Origin of the sequence: Actinosynnema sp. NPDC023794, from assembly GCF_040639675.1 — a bacterium.
Lineage (GTDB): Bacteria > Actinomycetota > Actinomycetes > Mycobacteriales > Pseudonocardiaceae > Actinosynnema > Actinosynnema luteola.
Genome location: NZ_JBFAFR010000002.1, coordinates 693,036 through 713,307, shown reverse-complemented (window position 1 = coordinate 713,307; position 20,272 = coordinate 693,036). Strand labels below are relative to the sequence as shown.

Sequence of the window (20,272 nt, the reverse complement as noted above, 5' to 3'; positions counted from 1 at the left end):
CGGCGGGCGGGCTAGTGCCGTGCGGCCCAGGTGTCGATCTCGCCGACCTGGTGCACCGACGGCGGCTTGCCGTCCAGGGCGCGGTGGACGGCTTCGAGCACCCCGACCGACGCCTCCTCGTGGCTGAGCCAGCGGGTGCTGCCGCCGTGCCGGACGAAACCCAGCACCACCTGCTGCGTCGGATGGCCGTCAAGAGCCGGGTCCGGCACTCCCCGGACCGCCTGGATGGCGCCGCTGTCGTGCACCTCGACCACCGGCGCGTGCGGCGCGAGCAGGGGCGCGACGGCCCGCAGCACGGGGTCCCGGTAGCTCGCGTGCACCCACGCGACCAGCAGGTCGGCGGGCTGGTCCACCACCTCGCGCACGCGATCGGCCAGCTCGGCCGGTCTGGCCCAGTCCGCGGCCACGGCGACCCGCGCCCCGTCCGCGCCGCTCACGTGGGGCACGTGGGCGCGACCGCGCAGGGCCGCCTTCGCCGCGCCGCCCAGCACGCCCTCGGGCCGCCTGCTGGGCAGCACGACCTGCCACCCCTGCGCCAGCAGCTCGTCCGCGCACCCCTTCAGCATCCCGGTGCCACCCAGGACCAACGCCGTCCGCTCGCTCATCGCACCGACTCCTCGCCGCGCTCCGCCGCCCGTCGCAACGGGCCGGACCGCCATTGGTCGACCTCACGCTGCCCGCGCAGCCGCACCACCGCCAGCCGGTCGGCGTGCTCGCCCCGGAGCACCGCCCCGACCCGCTCGCCGGTGCGGGCATGCGACTTCCACGCCCACCGCAACAGGTGCTCGGGATCGGTGAACACCGTCCGCAGGGGCGGTTCGACGTTGCCGTTCCACAGCTCCTCGCGGCGCAGCCGGCGCACCGCCGTCCGGACCGTCACCCGCCGCATCACCACGTGCCGGGGGTGGTCAAGCCAGACCAGCGTGTCGGCGTGCTCCAGCAGCACCGGCCGCACCAGTCGGTACTGCCACTCGGTCGCCCACGCGTCGCCCTTGACGAATTGGCGCACGTCGGCCTCGAACTCGGGCCTGGGCGTCCACTGTGGACCGTGGAACAGCGAGTCCATCTCCACATAGGACAGGCCGAGGGTGCGGGCGACGAGACTGGCCAGGGTCGATTTCCCGGAGCCGGACGTGCCGGCCACGAGCACCCGGCGCGGCGGGTGCGGCAACTCGTCGGCTGGTCCCAGGAGCGGCACCGAGCCAGGCTACCGCCAACCGACGTCGAGCAACTCCGCCACGCGCACGGGTCCACCGGTCTCGAAGCTCCGATTCGCCGCGAACCCGGTGACCAGGGACAACGCGCCGTCGCGGTGCGTGGCCCGGCGGCCGAGCGGGTCCGGTTGGCCGGGCGGGCCGTACAGCACCCCGGTCATCCGCGCGTCCGCGCCGCCGTGCCCGGCGCCGCCGACGTCCAGCGGGACCTCCTCCGCCCGCCCGAACAGCTGCTGCACGGTCAGCCGCACGTGCCCCTCCTCGGGGTTGGCCTCCCTGCCGTGCACCGCCGGCTGCTGCCCGCTGACCCAGCTGTTCTCCACGACCTCCAGCTCCAGCCGGCCGCGGCTGCCGTTGACCATCAGCCGGTAGCCCTCCCACGGCGAGTACGCCGTGAGGTGGTAGGTCAGGTTCGCGCGGTTGGCGTAGCGCACCAGCACCGACATGTCGTCCTCAATGGACACACCGGGCGCGAACGGGTTCCGGTCGCGGTGGTAGCCGTCCTCGTGCTCGGCGTCGAGGTAGAGCCGGCGCAGCCACTCGTCCCGCTCGACGTGCAGCGCGAAGGGGTCGTCCTGGGCCTCCGGCGAGCCGTGCACGCGGTCGTAGGGCCGGTGGTGGCCGTGGCGCTTGCCGTTCTCGTCGCCGTAGAAGAACAACCGCCCGTGCGCGTACACGACCTCGGGCACCGAGTCGACCCACCAGTTGAGCAGGTCGAAGTGGTGCGTGGCCTTGTGCACCATCAGACCGCCGGAGTCGGCCTTGTCGCGGTGCCAGCGGCGGAAGTAGTCGGCGCCGTGGCGGACGTCGAGCAGCCACTCGAAGTGCACTGAACCGATCTCGCCGACCGCGCCGCCGGTCAGCAGCTCGCGGACCTTCTCGTGCACCGGGTTGTACCGGTAGTTGAACGTGACGGTGACCCGGCCGTCGGTCCGCTCGACCGCGTCGAAGACCTTGCCGACGCCCGCCGGGTCGACCGTCATCGGCTTCTCGGTGACGACGTCGCAGCCCGCGTCCAGCGCCTCCACGATATAGGTGTCGTGGTGCCGGTCGACCGTGCAGACCACGACGACGTCGACCCGCTCGGTGGAGATCATCCGCAGGAAGTCCGCGGCGGCGTAGGTCGGGACGGGCCGGTCGAGGCGTTCGTTGTGGGCGGCCATGCGGCTGGGGTTGACGTCGCAGAACGCGACCAGCTCCCCCTGCTCCGGGTGCCCGACGATCGCGTCGACGTGCAGTTCGGCGCGTGCGCCGGTGCCGACGACCGCGTAACGCCTGCGTGCCATGCGTGCCTCCTGGTAAGCGCTTTCCGCCACGCTAGCCCGCCCGGACGGCACGCCGTCAAGGCCGGGTCCCACCGGGTGGGCCGCGACTCCGGCTCCGAGCCCTGCCGGCGTTCTCGCGGGACGGCGCGAGGTCGGCGGTGAGCGCCGAGGTGGAGCCCCGCCCGGTGCCGCTGCCGATCGGGATCGGCAGCGGTCGGCGAGGTGATCCCGATCGGCGTGCGACCGGCTGACGGTCTCCTAGCAGGCCGGGAAGAGGCGGCGGGTGGTGTTGGGCGCGGTGTGGGCGGTGGGGTCGGTGAAGCGGCAGCCGTAGTCCGGCGCGGCGACGACAGCCGGGTCGTCCACCACGTCTCCTGCGGGGCGGCGGCCGGTGTCGGCCCAGGTCAGCAGGTCGTCCCAGGCCGCGCCGACCTCGTTCGGACTGAACTCGCAGTGGCCGATCGAGCGGATCGCCCGCTGCACGAGCAGGTGGCCGCGGCCGGTGCGCTCGACGTCCCGCTCGTAGAGCTGCTCCATCGAGAACGGCACGAACAGGTCGCCGAGGCCGTGCAGCGACAGCACCGGCGCGGTCGGGCGGCCGGCGACGCGCGGCACCTCGGTCAGCTTCGGCGTGACGCGGGCCTTCACGTTCTCCGGCAGCACGCGCTGCACCTCGCGGTTGACGTCGACCGGCGCGTTCGGCTCGTACCGGGTCAGGGCGTTGGTGGCGATCTGGCCCGGGTCCGCCGCCAAACCCCCGCCGGACGGCGGGGCGGCGAGGCCGAACAGGAAGTCGTTCCAGTACGCGACGGCGGGCGCAGCGCCGGGACGCGGGCCACCGCTGCGGTTGGCGACGACCGAGGCGAACTGCGCGCCGCGCTCGTTCGGCGTGCCGGTCAGCCCGAGTTCGGCCTGGACGCGCGGCACGACCGCGGTCAGGTAGTCGGCCGGCGCGGGCCACGCGCGGATGCCGCTGATGGCCTGCGCGGCGAGGTTGAAGTCGAGGAAGAAGTCGAACAGCTCCTGGTCGCCGAGCACGCCGCACATCGGCAGCGCGGCCTTGTAGAAGCCGGGGAACTGCTCCAGGGAGCGGCCGATGACGTGGCCGCCCATGGACACGCCGGCGATGAACGTGTCGCGGGGCTTGCCGACCAGCTTCCCGAAGTGCTTCGCCAAGCCGTGGGTGCCCAGGACACCGGCCTTCACGTCGTAGTTGTTGGCGTAGTAGCTGGAGGCGGCCCAGGCGAAGCCCTGGTCGAGCAGCTTCTGGCGCAGGCCGTACGCGGGCGGGTCGACGGTGAGCACGGTGCTCGCGCCGCGGTAGCCGTGCGCCCACATGGCCAGGCGGCCGTTCCAGCGCGGCGGCACCTCGATCGTGTAAGCCGCGTGCTCGTGCACGCCCTGGAGCACGCGCGACGGCTCGCCGCCGACCTGCGCGGGGAGCAACGGCGGGTTGTCGATGGTGTAGCCGGGCAGTGGCTGCTCACCGGGCGGCGTCGACGCCGCGGCCGGTGGCGCCAGCAGGACCAGGACGAGCGCCAACCCGAAGATCCGTCGCATGGGCCCCATTCTGCTCACCACCGCAGGTCGGCCACCAGGTCTTCGTGGGTCAACCGGTAGTTCAACGGATAGGAGACGCGGATGACGTCGTCCTCGTCGCGGGTCAGCCGCGCGCCGGGGAAGACGCGCGCGACCAGGCGCAGCATGGGCTCGTTCTCCCCCAGCACGTCGCCGTGCAGCTCGGCGTAGCGCAGGTCGACGGCCAGCCGGCCGAGGGCGGCCACGAGCTCGGTGCCGACGCCCTTGCGCTGCCACGGGTCCACCACGGCGAGCGCGATCTCGGCGGTGTCCTCGCCGGTGGCGATCAGGCGGGCGATGCCGACGGGCGTGCGGCGGCACTCCGCGACGACGGCGACCTTGCGGTGGCCGTCGAGGTCGGTCAGCCGGCGCCGCATGGACCCGGTGAGGCGGGGCACCGGCGCGTGGAAGCGCAGGTAGCGGCTGCGCGCCGACAGGCCGTGGAAGACCGCGTCGACGGCGTGGCCCGCCTCGGCGGCGTGCAGTTCGCGGACTTTCATGGCGAGCGCCCCCTGGGTTCGGATTCCGAACCCTAGCTGGATTCGTTTTCCGAACGCAAGGGGTATCGTCGATGGGCATGGCCCCTGTGAAGGTCTCCGACGAGCTGTGCACCGTGTCGCTGCCGGCCGCCCTGCTGGGCGAGCGCTGGACGTTGCTGCTGCTGCGGCAGGCGTTCCTGGGCACGCGGCGGTTCGAGGACTTCCAGGCGGAGATGGACATCTCGCGCAGCGTGCTGACCGAGCGCCTCGGCACGCTGGTCGAGGAGGGCATCCTGCGCCGTGAGGCGTACAAGGACGTGCGGACCCGGTACGAGTACCGGCTGACCGAGAAGGGCCTCGAGCTCTACCCGGTGCTGATGGCGCTGCGGAAGTGGGGCGACCGCTGGATGGCGTCGCCCGAGGGCCCGTCGTTCGACCTGCACCACCGCACGTGCGGCGGCGACGTCGGCGTGCACGTGTCGTGCGAGGGGTGCGGCGCCGAGCTGACCGCGCGCGACGTCCGCGTCACCCCCCTGCGCGACTCACCTGCGTGAGGCGAGCACCTGCTCGACCGCGGAGACCACGAAGATCAGCCCGAGCAGCACGGCGAACATGACGAAGTAGACCGTGTGCTCCTGCAACTCGACGCGGTCGGCCGCCCAGACGTCCATGGCGGTGAACGCGGTGAACACCCCCAGCCAGCCGATCACGGCCGCCGCGAGCCACCGGGTGCTGCGCCGGAGCACAGCGGCCAGCGCGACCAGCCCCAGCGCCAGCTCGACGAGCTTCACGAGCCAGATCAGCGGCAGCACCCAGTCGACGCCGAGGCCGAGCGTGGCGTCCAGGTACCTGCCGAACTGCTGCTGCCGGTCCTTCCAGCCCAACGGCAGCTCGGCGGCGTTCAGCACGCCGAAGAGCGCGAGGAACACGCCGATCGGGAGGAACAGCCTCGACCACCGGGCGCCGCCACCCCACACCGGACCGCCGTCCATCGCCCACCCCCTCCGCCACCAGGAATGATGACCCCTGGCGGCGGCGAGCGAAGTACGGCTGTCCGTACCGCAGCCGGACCGGCTCAGTGCGCGGCGGCGTCCCAGGACCGGCCGACGCCCACCGAGACCTCCATCGCCACCGACAGCTGGTACGCCCCGCCCATCTCGGCGCGGACCAGCGCCTCCACCTGCTCGCGCTCGCCCTCGGCGATCTCCAGCACGAGTTCGTCGTGCACCTGGAGCAGCATCCGCGACCGCAGGCCCGACTCCTCCAGCGCGCGGAACACGCCGAGCATCGCGACCTTGATGATGTCCGCCGCGCTGCCCTGGATCGGCGCGTTCAACGCCATCCGCTCGGCCATCTCGCGGCGCTGCCGGTTGTCGCTGGTCAGGTCGGGCAGGTAGCGCCGGCGACCGAGGATCGTCTCGGTGTAGCCCTTCTTCCGCGCGTCCTCGACCACCGCGTGCAGGTAGTCGCGCACCCCGCCGAACCGGGCGAAGTACGCCTCCTTCTGCTCCCGCGCCTCGGCGGCCGAGATCCGCAGCTGCTGCGCCAGCCCGTACTCCGAGAGCCCGTACGCCAACCCGTACGACATGGCCTTCACCCGGCGGCGCTGCTCGGCGGTGACCTCCGAGGTCGGCACGGAGAACGCGCGCGACGCGACGAACGTGTGCAGGTCCTCGCCGCTGCGGAACGCCTCGATCAGGCCCGCGTCCTCGGACAGGTGGGCCATGATCCGCATCTCGATCTGGCTGTAGTCCGCGGTCATCAGCTCGGCGTAGCCCGGCCCGACCACGAACGCCTCGCGGATGCGCCTGCCCTCGTCCGTGCGGATCGGGATGTTCTGCAGGTTCGGGTCGGTGGACGACAGCCGGCCGGTCGCCGCGATCGTCTGGTGGAACGTGGTGTGGATCCGGCCGTCGTCGGCCACCGACTTGAGCAGCCCGTCGACGGTCGACTTCAGCCTGGTCACGTCCCGGTGCGCGAGCAGGTGCTGCAGGAACGGGTGCTGGGTGGACTCGAACAGGTTCTGCAACGCGTCCGCGTCGGTGGTGTACCCGGTCTTGGTCTTCTTCGTCTTCGGCATGTTCAGCTCGTCGAACAGCACCGTCTGCAGCTGCTTGGGCGAGCCGAGGTTGATCTCCTTGCCGATCACCGAGTACGCGTCCTGCGCGGCCTGCTTCACGCCCGCCGCGAAGTGCGCCTCCAACGCCGCCAGGTGCTCGGTGTCGATCGCGATGCCGACGGCCTCGACGTCGTCGAGCACCATCATCAGCGGCAGCTCCAGGTTCGCCAGCAGCGACTCCTGGCCGGTGGCGACCAGCTCCGCGTCCAGCGCGTCGGCCAGCTCCGCCACCGCGAACGCCCGCACGATCGCCGCCTGCGCGGTCTTCTGCCGCTCCTCCGCCTCGTCGGCCAGCAGCGACAGCTGCCCGTCGTCGGGCTCCTCGGCCCGCAGCTCGCGCTTGAGGTAGCGCAGCGCCAGGTCGTCCAGCGCGAACGACCGCTGGCCGGGCCGCACCAGGTAGGCGGCCAGCGCCGTGTCGCTGCTGACCCCGCGCAGCTTCCAGCCGCGCGCCCGCAGCGCCCGCAGCGGCAGCTTCAGGTCGTGCGCCGCCTTGACCACCGACTCGTCGGCCAGCCACGCGGCCAGCGCGTTCTCGTCGGCCTCGGTCAGCGACGCGACCTCGACGTACCCGCCCTCGCCGCCGACCGCGGCCAGCGCCAGGCCCTCCAGGTCGCCGCCCGAGGAGCGGAACGCGATGCCGACCCGGCCCGAGCGCGCGTGCGCGTCGAGCCACGCGGCCACCCCGCCGACCTCGACCGCGCCGCCGCTGACCGTGAAGCCCTCCTCGGCCTCCGGCTCGGCGGTGGACAGGGTCGAGAACAGCCGGTCCCGCAGCACCCGGAACTCCAGCTCGTCGAACAGCCGGTGCACGGCGTCGCGGTCCCACGCCCTGGCCTCCAGCTCCGCCGGGCCCAGGGGCAGCTCGACGTCGCGCACCAGCTCGGTGAGCTGCCGGTTCAGCATGATGTTGGCCAGGTTCGCCCGCAGCGCGTCGCCGACCTTGCCCGGCACCTCGTCGATGTGGTCGATCAGCCCGTTCAGCGAACCGAACTGCGTGAGCAGCTTGACGATGGTCTTGGGGCCGACGCCGGGCGTGTTCGGCAGGTTGTCCGACGAGTCGCCGCGCACCGCCGCGTAGTCGGCGTACAGCTCGGGCGGCACGCCCTGCTTCTCCAGCACCAGCTCGGGGGTGTACCGGGCCATCTCGGACACGCCCTTGACCGGGTACAGCACCGTCACCTTGTCCGTGACCAGCTGCAACGCGTCGCGGTCGCCGGTGCAGATCAGCACCTCGAAGCCCAGCGCCGTGGCCTGCGTGGTGAGCGTGGCGATCAGGTCGTCGGCCTCGAAGTTCGCCTTGGACAGCACCGGGACGTTCAACGTGCCCAGGACGTCCTCGATGAGGCTGACCTGGCCGCGGAACTCGTCCGGTGTCTCGCTGCGACCGGCCTTGTACTCCGCGTAGGCCTCGGTGCGGAAGGTCTTGCGCGAGACGTCGAACGCCACCGCGATGTGCGTCGGCTTCTCGTCGCGCAGCAGGTTGATGAGCATCGAGGTGAAGCCGTAGACCGCGTTGGTGGTCTGGCCCGTCCCCGTCTGGAAGTTCTCCTTGGGCAGCGCGAAGAAAGCGCGGTAGGCCATGGAGTGACCGTCGACCAGCAGCAGGCGGGAGGCTTCTGAAGTGCTCACGGCCCGAGTCTAGGGTGAGGGTCCGACAACACCGCACCGACTGGGCAGCCCAGACTGGAGCACACGTGACGCCAGCACCCGAGGACATCCCCGGCGCCGACCAGGCCGCCGCCCACGAGCAGCTCACCTCGAAGCTGGGCATCGAGATCACCCGATGGGATGCCGACCGGCTGGTCGGGACGATGCCGGTGAAGGGCAACCGCCAGCCGTACGGGTTGCTGCACGGCGGCGCGAACGCGGTGCTGGCGGAGACGCTCGGCTCGGTCGCGGCGGCCATGCACGCGGCGCCGGAGCGGCTGGCCGTGGGGCTGGAGCTGTCGTGCACGCACCACCGGGCCGTGGCCGAGGGCGTCGTCACGGGGGTGTGCACGCCGATCCACCGCGGTCGCAGCACCGCCACCTACGAGATCGTGATCACCGACGAGCAGGACCGGCGCGCCTGCACGGCCCGGCTGACGTGCTTCCTCAGAGATGCCCCGAAGGTGTGAAGGTGCGGTTCGGCCGCCCGAGGTGTGCAATTCAAGGTGACCCGGTGGGTCGTGACCCGGTGAGTCGGAGGTGGGCGTGCGGCGCGTGGTGTTGGTGATGGCCGTGGTGCTGGCGGCGGCCGGGTGCGGTGACACCCCGGTCGTGGCCGGGACGGAGACCACGGCGACGTCGGCGGCGACGTACCCGGTGCCCGTGCAGACGGTGCGCCCGGACGAGAAGCCGCTCAAGATACCCACCACCGCGGACGGCGACACGGCGTTCACGCTGGTCGGCCTGACCACCGAGATGCCGACGCTGATCGGCAGCCACGCCGAGTTCCACGCCAAGGGCCAGTTCGTGCGGATCCGGATGAGCGTGATCAACAACGGCCGCAGCAGCGTGTCGTTCGACGCGCGCCGGCACGTGCTGATCGACGACCGCGAGGCCGAGCACCCGGTCGACACGCAGGCCATGGCCGTCAAGCGGCAGCCGGAGACGATCGACCTGGGCGCGAACGTGCGCCTGGAGTACGACGTCTACTACGACCTGCCCAAGGACGCGAAACCGCTGGCCCTGCGCGTGTACGGCGGGCCGACGCTGACCGACCTGAAGGACGAGTCGAGCACCGAGATCCCGCTGGCCCAGCCCTGAGGGCCGGGCCGGCGGGTCCCCGGCTCAGTGCCCGCCGAGGTACGCCGCGCGCACCTGCGGGTCGTCCAGCAGCTCCGGTCCGGGCGCGCTCTTCACGACCCGTCCGGTCTCCAGCACGTACGCGCGGTCGGAGAGCTTCAGCGCCTGCTGCGCGTTCTGCTCCACCAGCAGCACGGTCGTGCCGCGCTTGTTGATCTCCTTGATGATCTCGAAGATCTGCGCGATGAGCATGGGCGCGAGGCCCATCGACGGCTCGTCCAGCAGGAGCACCTTCGGCTTGGTCATCAACGCCCGGCCGATGGCGATCATCTGCTGCTCGCCGCCGGACATGGTGCCGCCGAACTGGTTCTTGCGCTCCGCCAGCCGCGGGAACAGCTCGTAGACCTCGGCCAGGTCGGCGTCGAGCGCGTCCTTGCGGGTGTACGCGCCCATCAGCAGGTTCTCCTGCACCGTCATGCCGGGGAACACGCCGCGGCCTTCCGGTGACTGGCCGATGCCCGCGATGACCCGCTTGTGGCCGGGCATCTTGGAGATGTCCTCGCCGTTGAACAGCACCTGGCCGCTGGTCAGCGGGCGCAACCCGGAGATGGTCTTCAGCGTGGTCGTCTTGCCCGCGCCGTTGGCGCCGATGAGCGAGACGATCTCACCGTCCTCGACCTGGAGGCTGATGCCCTTGATCGCGGCGATCTTGCCGTAGTGGACGTGGATGTCCTTGAGCTCAAGAAGCATCTTCGGACACCCCCAGGTACGCCTCGATGACCTTCGGGTTGCTCTGCACCTCTTGCGGGAGCCCTTCTGCGATCAGCTGGCCGAAGTCGAGCACCGCCACGCGGTCGCTGACGCCCATGACCAGGCTCATGTCGTGCTCGATCAGCAGCACGGTCCGGCCGCTGTCGCGGATCTTGCGGATCAGCGCCTGCAGCGATTCCTTCTCGGCCGGGTTCATGCCGGCCGCCGGCTCGTCCAGCAGCAGCAGCTTCGGGTCCGTGGCCAGCGCGCGGGCGATCTCCAGCCGCCGCTGGTCGCCGTAGGGCAGGTTCTTCGCGGTCTCGGTCATCCGGCCGGGGATGCCGACGAAGTCGAGCAGCTCCCGCGCCAGCTCGCGCCCGCGCTTCTCCTCCTTGCGGTGCCAGGGCAGGCCGAGCGTGGCGCCGACCGCACCGGTCTTGTGGTGCGCGTCCGCGCCGACCATCACGTTCTCCAGCGCCGACATGTTGTGGAACAGCCGGATGTTCTGGAACGTGCGGGCGATGCCCAGCTTGGTGATCTTGAACCGCTTGGTGCCGTCGATCCGGGCGCCGTTGAACAGCACCTGGCCCTCGGTGGGCTGGTAGACGCCGGTGACCACGTTGAACACCGTGGTCTTGCCCGCGCCGTTGGGCCCGATCAGGGCGAAGATCTCGCCCTGGCCGACGCTGATCTTCGCTTCGCGGAGCGCGACCACGCCGCCGAAGCGCATGGTCACGTTGTCCAGCTGAAGGACGGGAGTGCTCACTTGGCCGCCTCCGTCGTCGAGACATCGGTGTCCGGACCCGCGACCTCGGCACCCATGGTGCCCATGCCGCCGGTGCCCTCGTGCAGTTCGGCCTTGCGCCTGCGGGAGGGCAGCAGGCCCTCCGGCCGCAACGCCATCATCAGCACCAGCACGCCGCCGAACAGCAGGATGCGGTACTCGGCCGGGTCCTTGCCCAGCGCTTCCTTCAGCCAGTCGACCTCGCGGAACCGCTCGGGCAGCCAGGCGATGACGAACGCGCCGAGCATGACGCCGGGCAGGTTGCCCGCGCCGCCGAGCACGACCGCGGCGAGGATGGTCGCGGACAGGATGAACGGGAAGGTGCCCGGCTCGATGAACACGGCCTTGCCCGCGTAGATGCCGCCGGCCAGACCGCCGATCATGGCGCCGATGGCGAAGGCGAGCAGCTTGAACTTGAACGTCGGCACGCCCATCAGCTCGGCCGCGTCCTCGTCCTCCCGGATCGCCGCCCACGCGCGACCGACGCGGCTCTTCTGCAGCCGCACCGAGAAGATGATCACCAGCACGATCGCGGCGACCATCAGGTAGTAGTACGGCGCGGGCAGCACGCCGAAGTCCAGGCCGATGGCCGGCATGTCCGTCGGGTGCGGGATGTTGGGGATGCCGCGCGCGCCGCCGATCTCGTCGGTGTTGTTCGCGGTGATGCGGATGATCTCGCCGAAGCCGAGCGTCACGATCGCCAGGTAGTCGCCGCGCAACCGCAGCGTCGGCGCGCCGAGGATGACGCCCGAGACCGCCGCCAGGAAGATGCCGAACACCACCGTCGGCCAGTACGACCAGCCGTGCTCGGTGGCGAAGTAGGCCAGCGTGTAGCCGCCGATGGCGAAGAACGCGACGAAACCGAGGTCGAGCAGGCCCGCTTGGCCGACGACCACGTTCAGGCCGATCGCCAGCAGGATGTAGGTGCCGATCGGGTAGATCAGCACCGTGGTCCAGTCCGCGCCCGGCGACATGAACGTGCCGATCCAGGGCGCGGGCAGGATCAGCGCGAACACGATCGCGCCGAGGTAGACGACGAACCGCTGCCAGGTCTTGGCGCGTTCCCACCAGTCGCGTGCGCCGTCGAACAGGGCGCCGACGCGCCTCAACGGATTCGCGTTGCCAGTCACTCCGTTGCCTTTCATGCGCGGGCCTTCTGCAGGGATTCGCCGAGGATGCCGGTCGGGCGGAACATCAACACGACCACCAGCACGGTGAACGCGATCACGTCCTTCCACTCCGAACCCAGGAAGATCGCGCCCCAGTTCTCGATGAGGCCGAGCACGATACCGCCGAGCAGCGCGCCGCGCAGGTTGCCGATACCGCCGAGCACGGCCGCGGTGAACGCCTTGATGCCGAGCACGAAACCGACGTTGAAGACGGTGTTCTCGAACTCCATCAGGTACAGCGCGCCCGCGACGCCGGCCATCGCGCCACCGAGCAGGAACGTCACCCGCACGATGTTGTCGATGCTGACGCCCATGAGCACGGCGGCTTCGGGGTCCTGCGCCGTGGCGCGGATGCCGCGACCGATCTTGGTCCGGTTCACCAGGCGGTCGAGCGCGATCATCATGATGACCGCGGCGACCACGACGATGATCTGGTCGATGCGGATGGCCGCGTTGCCCACGGTGAACACCGTGTCGCGGTCGACGATGCGCGCCGAGGACTGCTGGTTGCGCCCGGCGTTGCCGGTCAACCAGGGGATGATGACCAGCGCGAACAGTTCCTGGAGGAACAGCGACGCGCCGATCGCGGAGATCAGCGCGGTGAGCCTGGTCGCACCTTTTCTGCGCAGCGGCCGGTAGGCCACCAGCTCCAGCAGCATCGCGGCGCCGCCGGAGATCGCCGCGGACGCCACGATGATCAACAGCATCACGCCGAACAGGGCGATCCCGGTCAGCGGCGACGCCGGCGCGATCGCCGTGATCACCACGAGCGACGTGAAGGTGCCGATCATGAAGATCTCGGAGTGCGCGAAGTTGATCAGACGCAGCACGCCGTAGACCATCGTGTAGCCGAGGGCGACGAGTGCGTAGATGGAGCCGAACACCAGGCCGCCCACCGTACTGGGCAGGAACTGGTTGAGGAAATCATCAAGCATGACAGGTTTGCCTCACGGGACGGGCGGGGAGGAAAGAAACTTCGCCATAGTGACGGGGAGCGGGAACTGTCGTTCGCACGACACTCCCGCTCCCCAGCGCGCTAGCTCGCTTGCCTGATCCGTTCCCGGATCAGCCTTCCAGCTTCGCTTCCTCCGCCGGACCCAACAGCTTCACCTTGCCGTCGACGACCTGGTAGATGAAGATCGCGTTGTTCTCCGGCTCGCCGTTCGCCTTGAACTTGATCGGCTTGGAGACGCCTTCGAAGCTGACCGTCTTCAGGAACTCGTTGATCTTCTCGCCGGTGGTGTTGCCCGCCTCGACGGCCTTGATGAACGACGTCGCGGCGTCGTAGCCCTCGGTCGCGTAGATCGCGGGGTCGACGTTGGCGCTCTTCTTGTAGTTGTCGAAGAACGTCTTCAGCGCGCCGGTCACGTCGGGCGTCGGGATGTTGCACGGGCAGGCGAGGACGGCGCCCTCGGCGGCCGCGGTGCCCGCGCCGGTCACGAGCTGCTGGTCGAGCGAGCCGTCACCGGAGGCGAACGTGGCCGTGACGCCGCCGTCGCGCAGCTGCTTGAGCAGCCGGCCGGCCTGCGCGTAGTACCCGCCGAAGACGATCACGTCGGGGTTCGCCGCGGCGACCTTCGTGACCGTGGACGAGTAGTCGGACGCGTCCTTGGAGAACTTGTCGCGCTCGACCGTCACGCTCGACTTCTCGAACGACTGGGCGACGGCGTCGGCCAGGCCGACGCTGTACTCCTGGTCGTCGGACAGGACGAACGCCTTCTTCGGGCTCTTGGCCTTCACCAGGAAGTCCGCGATACCCGGGCCCTGGTCGGCGTCGTTCGCCACGACGCGGTGCCAGTAGGTCCAGCCGTTCTGGGCCAGACCGGGGTTCGTGGCCGACGGCGAGACGCTGGGGATCTTGCCCTCCTCCAGCTGGCCGCCGATCGCCTTGGACTCGCCGGAGAAGGCCGGGCCGATGAGGGCCACGATCTTGTCCTGCGTGATGGCCTTCGTGATCAACGAGGTGGCCTGGTCAGCCTTGCCCTGGCTGTCGTACTGCACCAGCTCGATCTTGACCTTGGGGTTCTTGGCGTTGTACTCCTCGACCGCCATCACCGCACCGTTCCGGGGCGGGATCACGATCGCCGCGTTCTCACCGGTGAGGTCACCCATGAACCCGATCTTGACCGAGGTGACGTCGCCACCCGCGTCGCCACTGCCGCCGCCTCCGGCACAAGCCGCGAGCACCAGCGACGAAGCCGCCGCCAGCGCCAGAACTCGGCCGAGTCGTGCTCCTGACACCGGAATACCTCCCATGACACCAACCATCCCGCCGGTAGGCGGAGCCCTCACACGAGGGCTTGGGTTAGGGAGGGAACGTAGCTTCAGTTGAGTTCGCTGAACAGGTGGTCTTACTGCTCTGTGTCCACATCGTGACGGTAGTCACCGGAAAATGCTCCGGCGTTAACCACCTTAAATCCAGCTCAAATCGCCGCAGGTCACAAGGTCAATGCGCGCAGTAACCGAGAATGACCCGACGGTCCGTCCGATACTCGAACGTGTATCACTCGCGGGGATAGTCACCCGAAGTTTTCGATGACGGCTTCGGCCACGGCCTTCATCGTGGTACGCCGATCCATCGCGGTGCGCTGCACCCAGCGGAATGCCTCGGGCTCCGACAGACCCTGCTTGGTCATCAGCAATCCCTTGGCGCGTTCGACGACCTTGCGCGTCTCCAGGCGCTCGGTGAGGCCCGCGACCTCGTTCTCCAGCGCCTGCAGCTCCGCGAACCGGCTCATCGCCAACTCGATCGCGGGCACCAGGTCGCGCTTGGCGAACGGCTTGACCAGGTAGGCCATGGCGCCCGCGTCCCGCGCCCGCTCCACCAGGTCACGCTGGCTGAACGCGGTGAGGATCACGACCGGCGCGATGCGCTTGCCCGCGATCACCGACGCGGCCTCGATGCCGTCGACCTTGGGCATCTTCACGTCCATGATCACCAGGTCGGGCCGCAGCTCGGTGGCGAGCGTGACCGCCTCGTCGCCGTCGGCGGCCTGCCCGGCCACCTCGTACCCCTCTTCGCGCAACATCTCGACCAGGTCGAGGCGGATGAGGGCCTCGTCCTCGGCCACGAGCACGCGCCGGGGCGCGACCTCGGGCTGGGCCTCGGCAGCCTGTTGGGTCACCGGGGTCCTCCTGACACTCTGGCGGCGGCTCGACGCGGTCGCGTCGGACGAAACCGCAGTCTACCGGCGTGCACCGCCCGGTCCGCGCGGTTGGGCCGTGATCACGGCCACCGGTGACGACTTCGTCGGTTCGGACGCCTCCGCTCGACCGAACGCCGGGGGTGAGCACCTCCCCGGGCAGGTGTCACCCGCCCGGGGAGGTCCGCTCACTTGACGGCCTGCGGCGGTTCCCACCACCCCGTGACGCCCTCCGGCCACTCCATCGCGGCCAGCGCTTCCTCGTGGTCGGGGTCCGGGCCGTCGACCTCCCGCAGGAACAGGTCGTACCAGCCGGTGGACACGCCGAGGCCGCCGCCGACGCTGGGCACCTCCACCGCGTCGGGCAGGCCGAACACCGGGTGCAGCAGCCGGTCGGCGACCTTGGGCACGCCGAGGCTCGCGGGCCACTCGACCCACCACCGGTCGCCCTGCGCCAGCGCGCGCACCCACGGCGCCGCGCTGAACAGGTGGTACCGGCGCAGCACGGCGCTGCCGACGCCCGTCGGGTACGGCGTCTCGGCCAGGTGGTCGCGCTCGACCGCGGTGAGCGGGCCGTCGATGAACGTGCCGCCCATGCCGCGGCCCTTGAGCAGGGTGCGCACGTACTTCAGGCCGTCCGCCCAGGCCCGCTCGTCCACGCCCGCGAGGTGCACCGCCGCGTCGAGCCCGACCAGCCGCAGCTCCACCGACCGCGGGTGGTGGACGACGCGCAGCCCCGGCACGCCCGCCACCCACGACTCGTCGTGGCGCGGCAGCAGCTCGTACAGCAGCGGCCCGAGGGCGTGCTCGGTGAGGTGCACGCGCGGGCGACGGCCCGGCTCGACGGCGCGGAACGCGTGCGCCGGGCGCAGCATGCTCGCCGGCGGGCGCAGTTGCAGGTGGCCGCCCGCGTCCAGACCCGCCCGCAGCAGCACGCACTCCAGCGCGCGCTGGTCGTCTTCGTCGGCGTCGGGCAGGAACAGGCCGCGCACGTCGGCCTGGCCGCGCAACGCGTCGACCACGCGTTCGCGGCGGTCGTCGGGCAGGTCGTGCAGCACCGCTTTCACCGCGGGCACGGCCTGGGTGAGGTTCTCGCCGGTGTAGCTCCGGCGGAGGTCGACCAGCTGTTCGGTCAACGACGATCGCGCCATGGCAGTCCTCGCTCCCGCCGCCCGGCCCGGCGTGACAAGGACGCGTCAAGCGTCGGTCAACGGTCTTCGGTGCTACTCCATGAGCAGGGGTGCCCTCACCCCGCGGCGGATCTGCCACCCGTTGCCGGGGAGTGGCTCCAGCCTCACGTCTGCTCACGCACGCCGTATCCGACGATAGCGCAACGTTGCCCGCGAGGCGTCGCGTCCCTAGCGTCTGGCGCATGGTGAGCGGGGCGGAGCGGTTGCTGGGCGTGCTGGCCGCGCACGGCGTCGAGGTCGTGTTCGGGCTGCCCGGCGCGCACAACCTGCCCGTGTGGGAGGCGCTGCGGACCTCCGGCATCCGGCTGGTCGGCGTCCGGCACGAGCAGACGGCGGTGTACGCGGCCGACGGCTACGCCCGCGCCACCGGCAGGCTCGGCGTCGCGCTGGTGACCACCGGTCCGGGCGCGGCGAACTGCCTCGGCGCGACCGGCGAGGCGTACGCGTCCGGGTCGCCGGTGCTGGTGATCGCCACCGACATCCCGTCGACGCTGCGCCGTCCCGGCGAGTACCGGGGCACCCTGCACGAGACGCGCGACCAGCGGGCGATGTTCCTGCCGGTGGTCAAGGGCGGGTGGACGCTGCGCACCGCCGAGTCGATCGGCGTCTACGCCGACAGCGCGGCGCTGCTGGCCACCACCGCGCCCCAGGGCCCGGTGTACCTGGGCGTGCCGACCGACTTCCTCACCGCGGACGCCGGTGTGTGGAACCGCATCCCGACCCGCGCGCCGTCGGTGCCGGACCTCGCGCCGGGCGTGGAGCTGGTGGCCGCCGCCGAACGCCCGCTGATCTGGGCCGGCGGCGGCGCCGCGCGGTCGGGCGCGGGTGCGGCGGTGGGCGCGCTGGCCTCGCTCATCGGCGCGCCGATCCTCACCACGTACGGCGCGCGCGGGCTGGTCGACCACCCGAACGTGGTGCAGGGGCCGGCGCACCTGCCGGAGGTCGGCGCGCTGTGGGACGAGGCCGACCTGGTCATCGGGGTGGGCAGCGACTTCGACGGGATGATGACGCAGAACTGGCTGCAACCCGCGCCGCCCCGGCTGCTGAACGTGAACGTGGAGGCGATCCGCACCTACCGGCCCGACGTGACGTTGCGCGGCGACGCGCGGATGGTGGTCTCGGCGCTGGCCGCCGCCGTGCCCGCGCGCCCGGACACCGGGGTCGCGTCCCGGGTGGCCGAGCTGAACGACCTGGTGCGCAAGGCGGTCGAGGCGGACGAGCCGCGCGCGGTGCCGCTGCTGGAGGCGATGGAGGGGCGCCGGGTGGTGGCCGACATGTGCGTGGCCGGGTACTGGGTCGGCGGGTTCGGCCGGTTCACCCGGCCGCGCGGGCTGGCGTACCCGGTGGGGTGGGGCACGCTCGGCTTCGGCTTCCCCGCCGCGCTGGGCGCCGCGGTGACCGGGCGGGTGGTGGCGGTGTGCGGCGACGGCGGGTTCCTGTTCGCGGTCGGCGACCTGGCCACGGCCGCGCAGGAGCAGCTGCCGGTGACCGTGGTGCTGGTGGACGACGGCGGCTACGGGATGCTGCGGCACGACCAGGCGCGGGCCGGCCACGAGCCGTTCGGGGTCGACCTGCGGTCGCCGGACTTCGTGGCGCTGGCGGGCAGCTTCGGCGTGGAGGCGTCCGCCGTGGACGGTTTCGGCGACGAGTTCCGGTCGCGCCTGGACGACTACGCGGCACGGTCGGGGCCCAACGTGCTGGTGGTGCGCGCGGCGGCGTTGAAGCCACCGGTCACCACGTCGCCGCGGTGGTACCGCAGGAGCTAAGGTGTCGAACATGAGTTCGAACGAACGCGTGTGGCCCGCGGCGGACGCCCACGACGAGCTGCGGCTGCTGACCGAGTTCCTGACCTTCCTGCGGCTGACCGCCGTGTCGAAGGTGGAGGGCCTGAGCTGGGAGGACGCTGCGGCGACACCGATCCCGACGTCACCGGTGGTGAGCGCGCTCGGCGTGCTGCGGCACTTGACCGCGGTCGAGCGGTGGTGGCTGTCGATCGAGGCGGGCGGCGTCGAGCTGCCGTCGTTGTGGGGCGAGGACGCGGACGCGTCGTGGCTCCTGCACGACGGCGACACGGTGGAGTCGGTGATCGCCGAGTACCGCGCCGAGTGGGAGCGGTCGGCCTTCGCGCTCAAGGGCCTCGGCCCGGACGACCGCACCAGGGGCGACCACGACGGCATCGGCCGCACCGTGCGTTGGGTCCTAGCCCACCTGGTGCAGGAGACCGGCAGGCACGTCGGCCACCTGGACTTCCTCCGCGAGCTGGCGGACGGGCAGAAGGGCGAGTAGCGCCCTTCCGGCCGATCGACCCTTGGCACGTGGCGCGGTCCGGACGACGCTGGGCGCATGACGACCTACGTGTCCTCCAATCCCGCCGACCTGTCCGATGTCGTCACGCGCGTCGACCTGGTCGGGGCGGAGGAGTTCGTGGCCGCCGCCCGCCGGGCCCGGTCGGCGCAGCGGGAGTGGGCCCGGGTGCCCGCGCCGGTGCGGGGGCAGGTGGTGGCGAACATCGGGCGGTTGGTCGAGGCCAACGCCGAGGCGCTGGCGCGGATCGTCACCCGGGAGATCGGCAAGCCCCTGCCCGAAGCCCGCGGCGAGGTGCGGGAGGTCGTGGACACGTGCACGTTCTTCTCGGGTGAGGGACGCCGGCTGTACGGGCACACCGTGCCCTCGGAGATGCCGGACAAGCAGCTGTTCACCTTCCGCGAGCCGGTCGGCGGCACGGTGGTCGTCACGGCGGGCAACTTCCCGGTGGCGGTGCCGTCGTGGAGCATCGTGCCGTCGCTGCTGTGCGGCAACTCGGTGGTCTGGAAGCCCGCCGAGTACTCGGCCGCGTCCGCTCGGGCGTTCTACGACGTCGTCATGCGCGCGGGCGTGCCGGAGGGCGTGTTCGAGATCGTCTTCGCGGACGGCGAGGAGACCTTCCGCGGGCTCGACTCCGGTCTCGGGCAGGGACTGGTGGACAAGGTCGCGTTCACCGGGTCGTCGGCGGTGGGGTCGCGGCTCGGCGAGCTGTGCGGGCGGCACCTCCAGTCGCCGTGCCTGGAGCTGGGCGGCAAGAACCCGATGGTGGTCACCGAGGACGCCGACCTGGACCTGGCGGTGCGGGGCGCGTTGTTCTCCGGCTTCGGCACCGGCGGGCAGCGGTGCACGTCGTTGGGCACGGTGGTCGTGCACGAGGACGTGCACGGCGAGTTCGTGCGGCGGTTCGCGGAGGCGGCCGGGACGGCGGTGGTCGGCGACCCGTTCGACGAGGACGTGCTGTACGGGCCGATGCTGGACGGGAAGTTCGCGGCGCGGTTCGAGGAGTACCTCGGCTGGATCGGCGACCACCACGTCACGCACGGCTCGACGGGGTTGGGCCGGATCACGAACGCCAACCCCCGCAACGGTTTCCGCGGCGACCCGGAGCGCGGCCTGTTCTACCACCCGGTCATCGTGGACGGTGTCCGGCCGGACGACGACCTGTTCCGCCACGAGACGTTCGGGCCGGTCGTCGGCGTCACCGCCTACCGCGCGCTGGACGAGGCGATCGAGCTCGGCAACCTGCCCGGCTACGGCCTGTCGTCCGCGATCTACACCACGGACCCGGCGAAGGCGTTCGCGTTCCGCGAGGGCATCGGCGCGGGCATGGTGAGCGTGAACAACTCGACCTCCGGCGCGGAGGCGCACCTGCCGTTCGGCGGGAACGGCAAGTCGGGCAACGGTTCCCGGCAGTCCGGCACGTGGGTGCTCGACCAGTTCACCCGGTGGCAGTCGATGAACTGGGACCGCTCGGGGGCGTTGCAGAAGGCGCAGGTGGACACGCCGTCGATCGAGGCGGACCTTGACTTCCGGCTGGCCTGACCGGG

General features: G+C 71.2%; 20 protein-coding genes. 6 read left to right on the top strand and 14 right to left on the bottom strand.

The window, feature by feature from the left end; all coding sequences use genetic code 11:
- Positions 1–11 precede the first annotated feature (11 nt).
- The 5 genes from AB0H12_RS07950 to AB0H12_RS07930 all read right to left on the bottom strand — a co-directional run bounded on the left by AB0H12_RS07950 (position 12) and on the right by AB0H12_RS07930 (position 4,557).
- Complete coding sequence (locus tag AB0H12_RS07950) at positions 12–605, bottom strand: Rossmann-fold NAD(P)-binding domain-containing protein (protein WP_499621639.1); 594 nt, start codon at positions 603–605, stop codon at positions 12–14.
- A complete protein-coding gene (locus tag AB0H12_RS07945) occupies positions 602–1,198 on the bottom strand; it encodes a P-loop NTPase family protein (protein ID WP_499621638.1) in 597 nt (198 codons plus the stop codon). Before AB0H12_RS07945 ends, AB0H12_RS07950 begins: the two co-directional genes overlap by 4 nt.
- A 9-nt stretch (positions 1,199–1,207) precedes the next feature.
- A complete protein-coding gene (locus AB0H12_RS07940; protein WP_499621636.1) occupies positions 1,208–2,500 on the bottom strand; it encodes a Gfo/Idh/MocA family protein in 1,293 nt (430 codons plus the stop codon).
- A gap of 237 nt (positions 2,501–2,737) precedes the next feature.
- Positions 2,738–4,039, bottom strand: coding sequence for a hypothetical protein (locus tag AB0H12_RS07935; protein ID WP_499621635.1), 1,302 nt, complete (start codon positions 4,037–4,039; stop codon positions 2,738–2,740).
- Between the two features lie 14 nt (positions 4,040–4,053).
- The gene (locus tag AB0H12_RS07930; protein WP_499621634.1) at positions 4,054–4,557 is read right to left on the bottom strand and encodes a GNAT family N-acetyltransferase; all 504 of its coding nucleotides are present in this window, start codon (positions 4,555–4,557) and stop codon (positions 4,054–4,056) included.
- A 77-nt stretch (positions 4,558–4,634) separates the two neighbouring features.
- Between AB0H12_RS07930 and AB0H12_RS07925 the strand changes: the two genes are divergently transcribed.
- Positions 4,635–5,090 (top strand): winged helix-turn-helix transcriptional regulator, encoded by a 456-nt coding sequence (locus AB0H12_RS07925; protein ID WP_499621632.1) that lies wholly within the window; start codon positions 4,635–4,637, stop codon positions 5,088–5,090.
- Here the strand turns inward: AB0H12_RS07925 and AB0H12_RS07920 are convergent.
- Together AB0H12_RS07920 and polA are read right to left on the bottom strand one after the other, a co-directional pair.
- Entirely contained in the window at positions 5,079–5,528 is a 450-nt protein-coding gene (locus AB0H12_RS07920) for a hypothetical protein (RefSeq protein ID WP_499621631.1), read from the bottom strand. The genes AB0H12_RS07925 and AB0H12_RS07920 overlap by 12 nt on opposite strands.
- 83 nt (positions 5,529–5,611) lie before the next feature.
- Entirely contained in the window at positions 5,612–8,287 is a 2,676-nt protein-coding gene (polA, locus tag AB0H12_RS07915) for a DNA polymerase I (RefSeq protein ID WP_499621630.1), read from the bottom strand.
- Between the two features lie 65 nt (positions 8,288–8,352).
- Here polA and AB0H12_RS07910 point away from each other — a divergent pair, with 65 nt between their 5' ends.
- Together AB0H12_RS07910 and AB0H12_RS07905 are read left to right on the top strand one after the other, a co-directional pair.
- Positions 8,353–8,775, top strand: a complete 423-nt coding sequence (locus tag AB0H12_RS07910) for a hotdog fold thioesterase (protein ID WP_499621628.1) — start codon at positions 8,353–8,355, stop codon at positions 8,773–8,775.
- 76 nt (positions 8,776–8,851) lie between these two features.
- A complete protein-coding gene (locus AB0H12_RS07905) occupies positions 8,852–9,406 on the top strand; it encodes a DUF4352 domain-containing protein (RefSeq protein WP_499621627.1) in 555 nt (184 codons plus the stop codon).
- Positions 9,407–9,430: 24 nt separating this feature from the next.
- Here AB0H12_RS07905 and AB0H12_RS07900 read toward each other — a convergent pair whose 3' ends face one another.
- The 7 genes from AB0H12_RS07900 to AB0H12_RS07870 form a co-directional block, all read right to left on the bottom strand.
- Entirely contained in the window at positions 9,431–10,135 is a 705-nt protein-coding gene (locus AB0H12_RS07900; protein WP_499621626.1) for an ABC transporter ATP-binding protein, read from the bottom strand.
- Complete coding sequence (locus AB0H12_RS07895) at positions 10,125–10,865, bottom strand: ABC transporter ATP-binding protein (RefSeq protein WP_230567167.1); 741 nt, start codon at positions 10,863–10,865, stop codon at positions 10,125–10,127. Before AB0H12_RS07895 ends, AB0H12_RS07900 begins: the two co-directional genes overlap by 11 nt.
- Positions 10,866–10,897: 32 nt before the next feature.
- Positions 10,898–12,064 (bottom strand): branched-chain amino acid ABC transporter permease, encoded by a 1,167-nt coding sequence (locus tag AB0H12_RS07890; RefSeq protein ID WP_499621625.1) that lies wholly within the window; start codon positions 12,062–12,064, stop codon positions 10,898–10,900.
- On the bottom strand, positions 12,061–13,023 hold the full coding sequence (locus AB0H12_RS07885) for a branched-chain amino acid ABC transporter permease (protein ID WP_230566926.1): 963 nt from the start codon (positions 13,021–13,023) through the stop codon (positions 12,061–12,063). The genes AB0H12_RS07890 and AB0H12_RS07885 overlap by 4 nt, the downstream gene beginning before the upstream one ends.
- 130 nt (positions 13,024–13,153) lie before the next feature.
- Positions 13,154–14,329, bottom strand: a complete 1,176-nt coding sequence (locus AB0H12_RS07880; protein WP_499621623.1) for a branched-chain amino acid ABC transporter substrate-binding protein — start codon at positions 14,327–14,329, stop codon at positions 13,154–13,156.
- Positions 14,330–14,607: 278 nt separating this feature from the next.
- Positions 14,608–15,213 carry an ANTAR domain-containing response regulator gene (locus tag AB0H12_RS07875; RefSeq protein WP_073888656.1) on the bottom strand — a complete coding sequence of 202 codons (606 nt, stop codon included), beginning with the start codon at positions 15,211–15,213 and terminating at the stop codon, positions 14,608–14,610.
- A 206-nt stretch (positions 15,214–15,419) separates the two neighbouring features.
- A complete protein-coding gene (locus tag AB0H12_RS07870; protein WP_499621622.1) occupies positions 15,420–16,382 on the bottom strand; it encodes a hypothetical protein in 963 nt (320 codons plus the stop codon).
- 221 nt (positions 16,383–16,603) lie between these two features.
- On the opposite strand from AB0H12_RS07870, the gene AB0H12_RS07865 reads away from it, so the two are divergent.
- Genes AB0H12_RS07865 through AB0H12_RS07855 form a run of 3 tightly spaced genes read left to right on the top strand, consistent with a single transcriptional unit; the run spans position 16,604 to position 20,267 of the window.
- Positions 16,604–18,187 (top strand): thiamine pyrophosphate-binding protein, encoded by a 1,584-nt coding sequence (locus AB0H12_RS07865; protein ID WP_499621621.1) that lies wholly within the window; start codon positions 16,604–16,606, stop codon positions 18,185–18,187.
- Between the two features lie 10 nt (positions 18,188–18,197).
- Positions 18,198–18,707 (top strand): DinB family protein, encoded by a 510-nt coding sequence (locus tag AB0H12_RS07860; RefSeq protein WP_499621620.1) that lies wholly within the window; start codon positions 18,198–18,200, stop codon positions 18,705–18,707.
- Positions 18,708–18,764: 57 nt separating this feature from the next.
- The gene (locus AB0H12_RS07855) at positions 18,765–20,267 is read left to right on the top strand and encodes an aldehyde dehydrogenase family protein (protein WP_499621619.1); all 1,503 of its coding nucleotides are present in this window, start codon (positions 18,765–18,767) and stop codon (positions 20,265–20,267) included.
- Positions 20,268–20,272 lie beyond the last annotated feature (5 nt).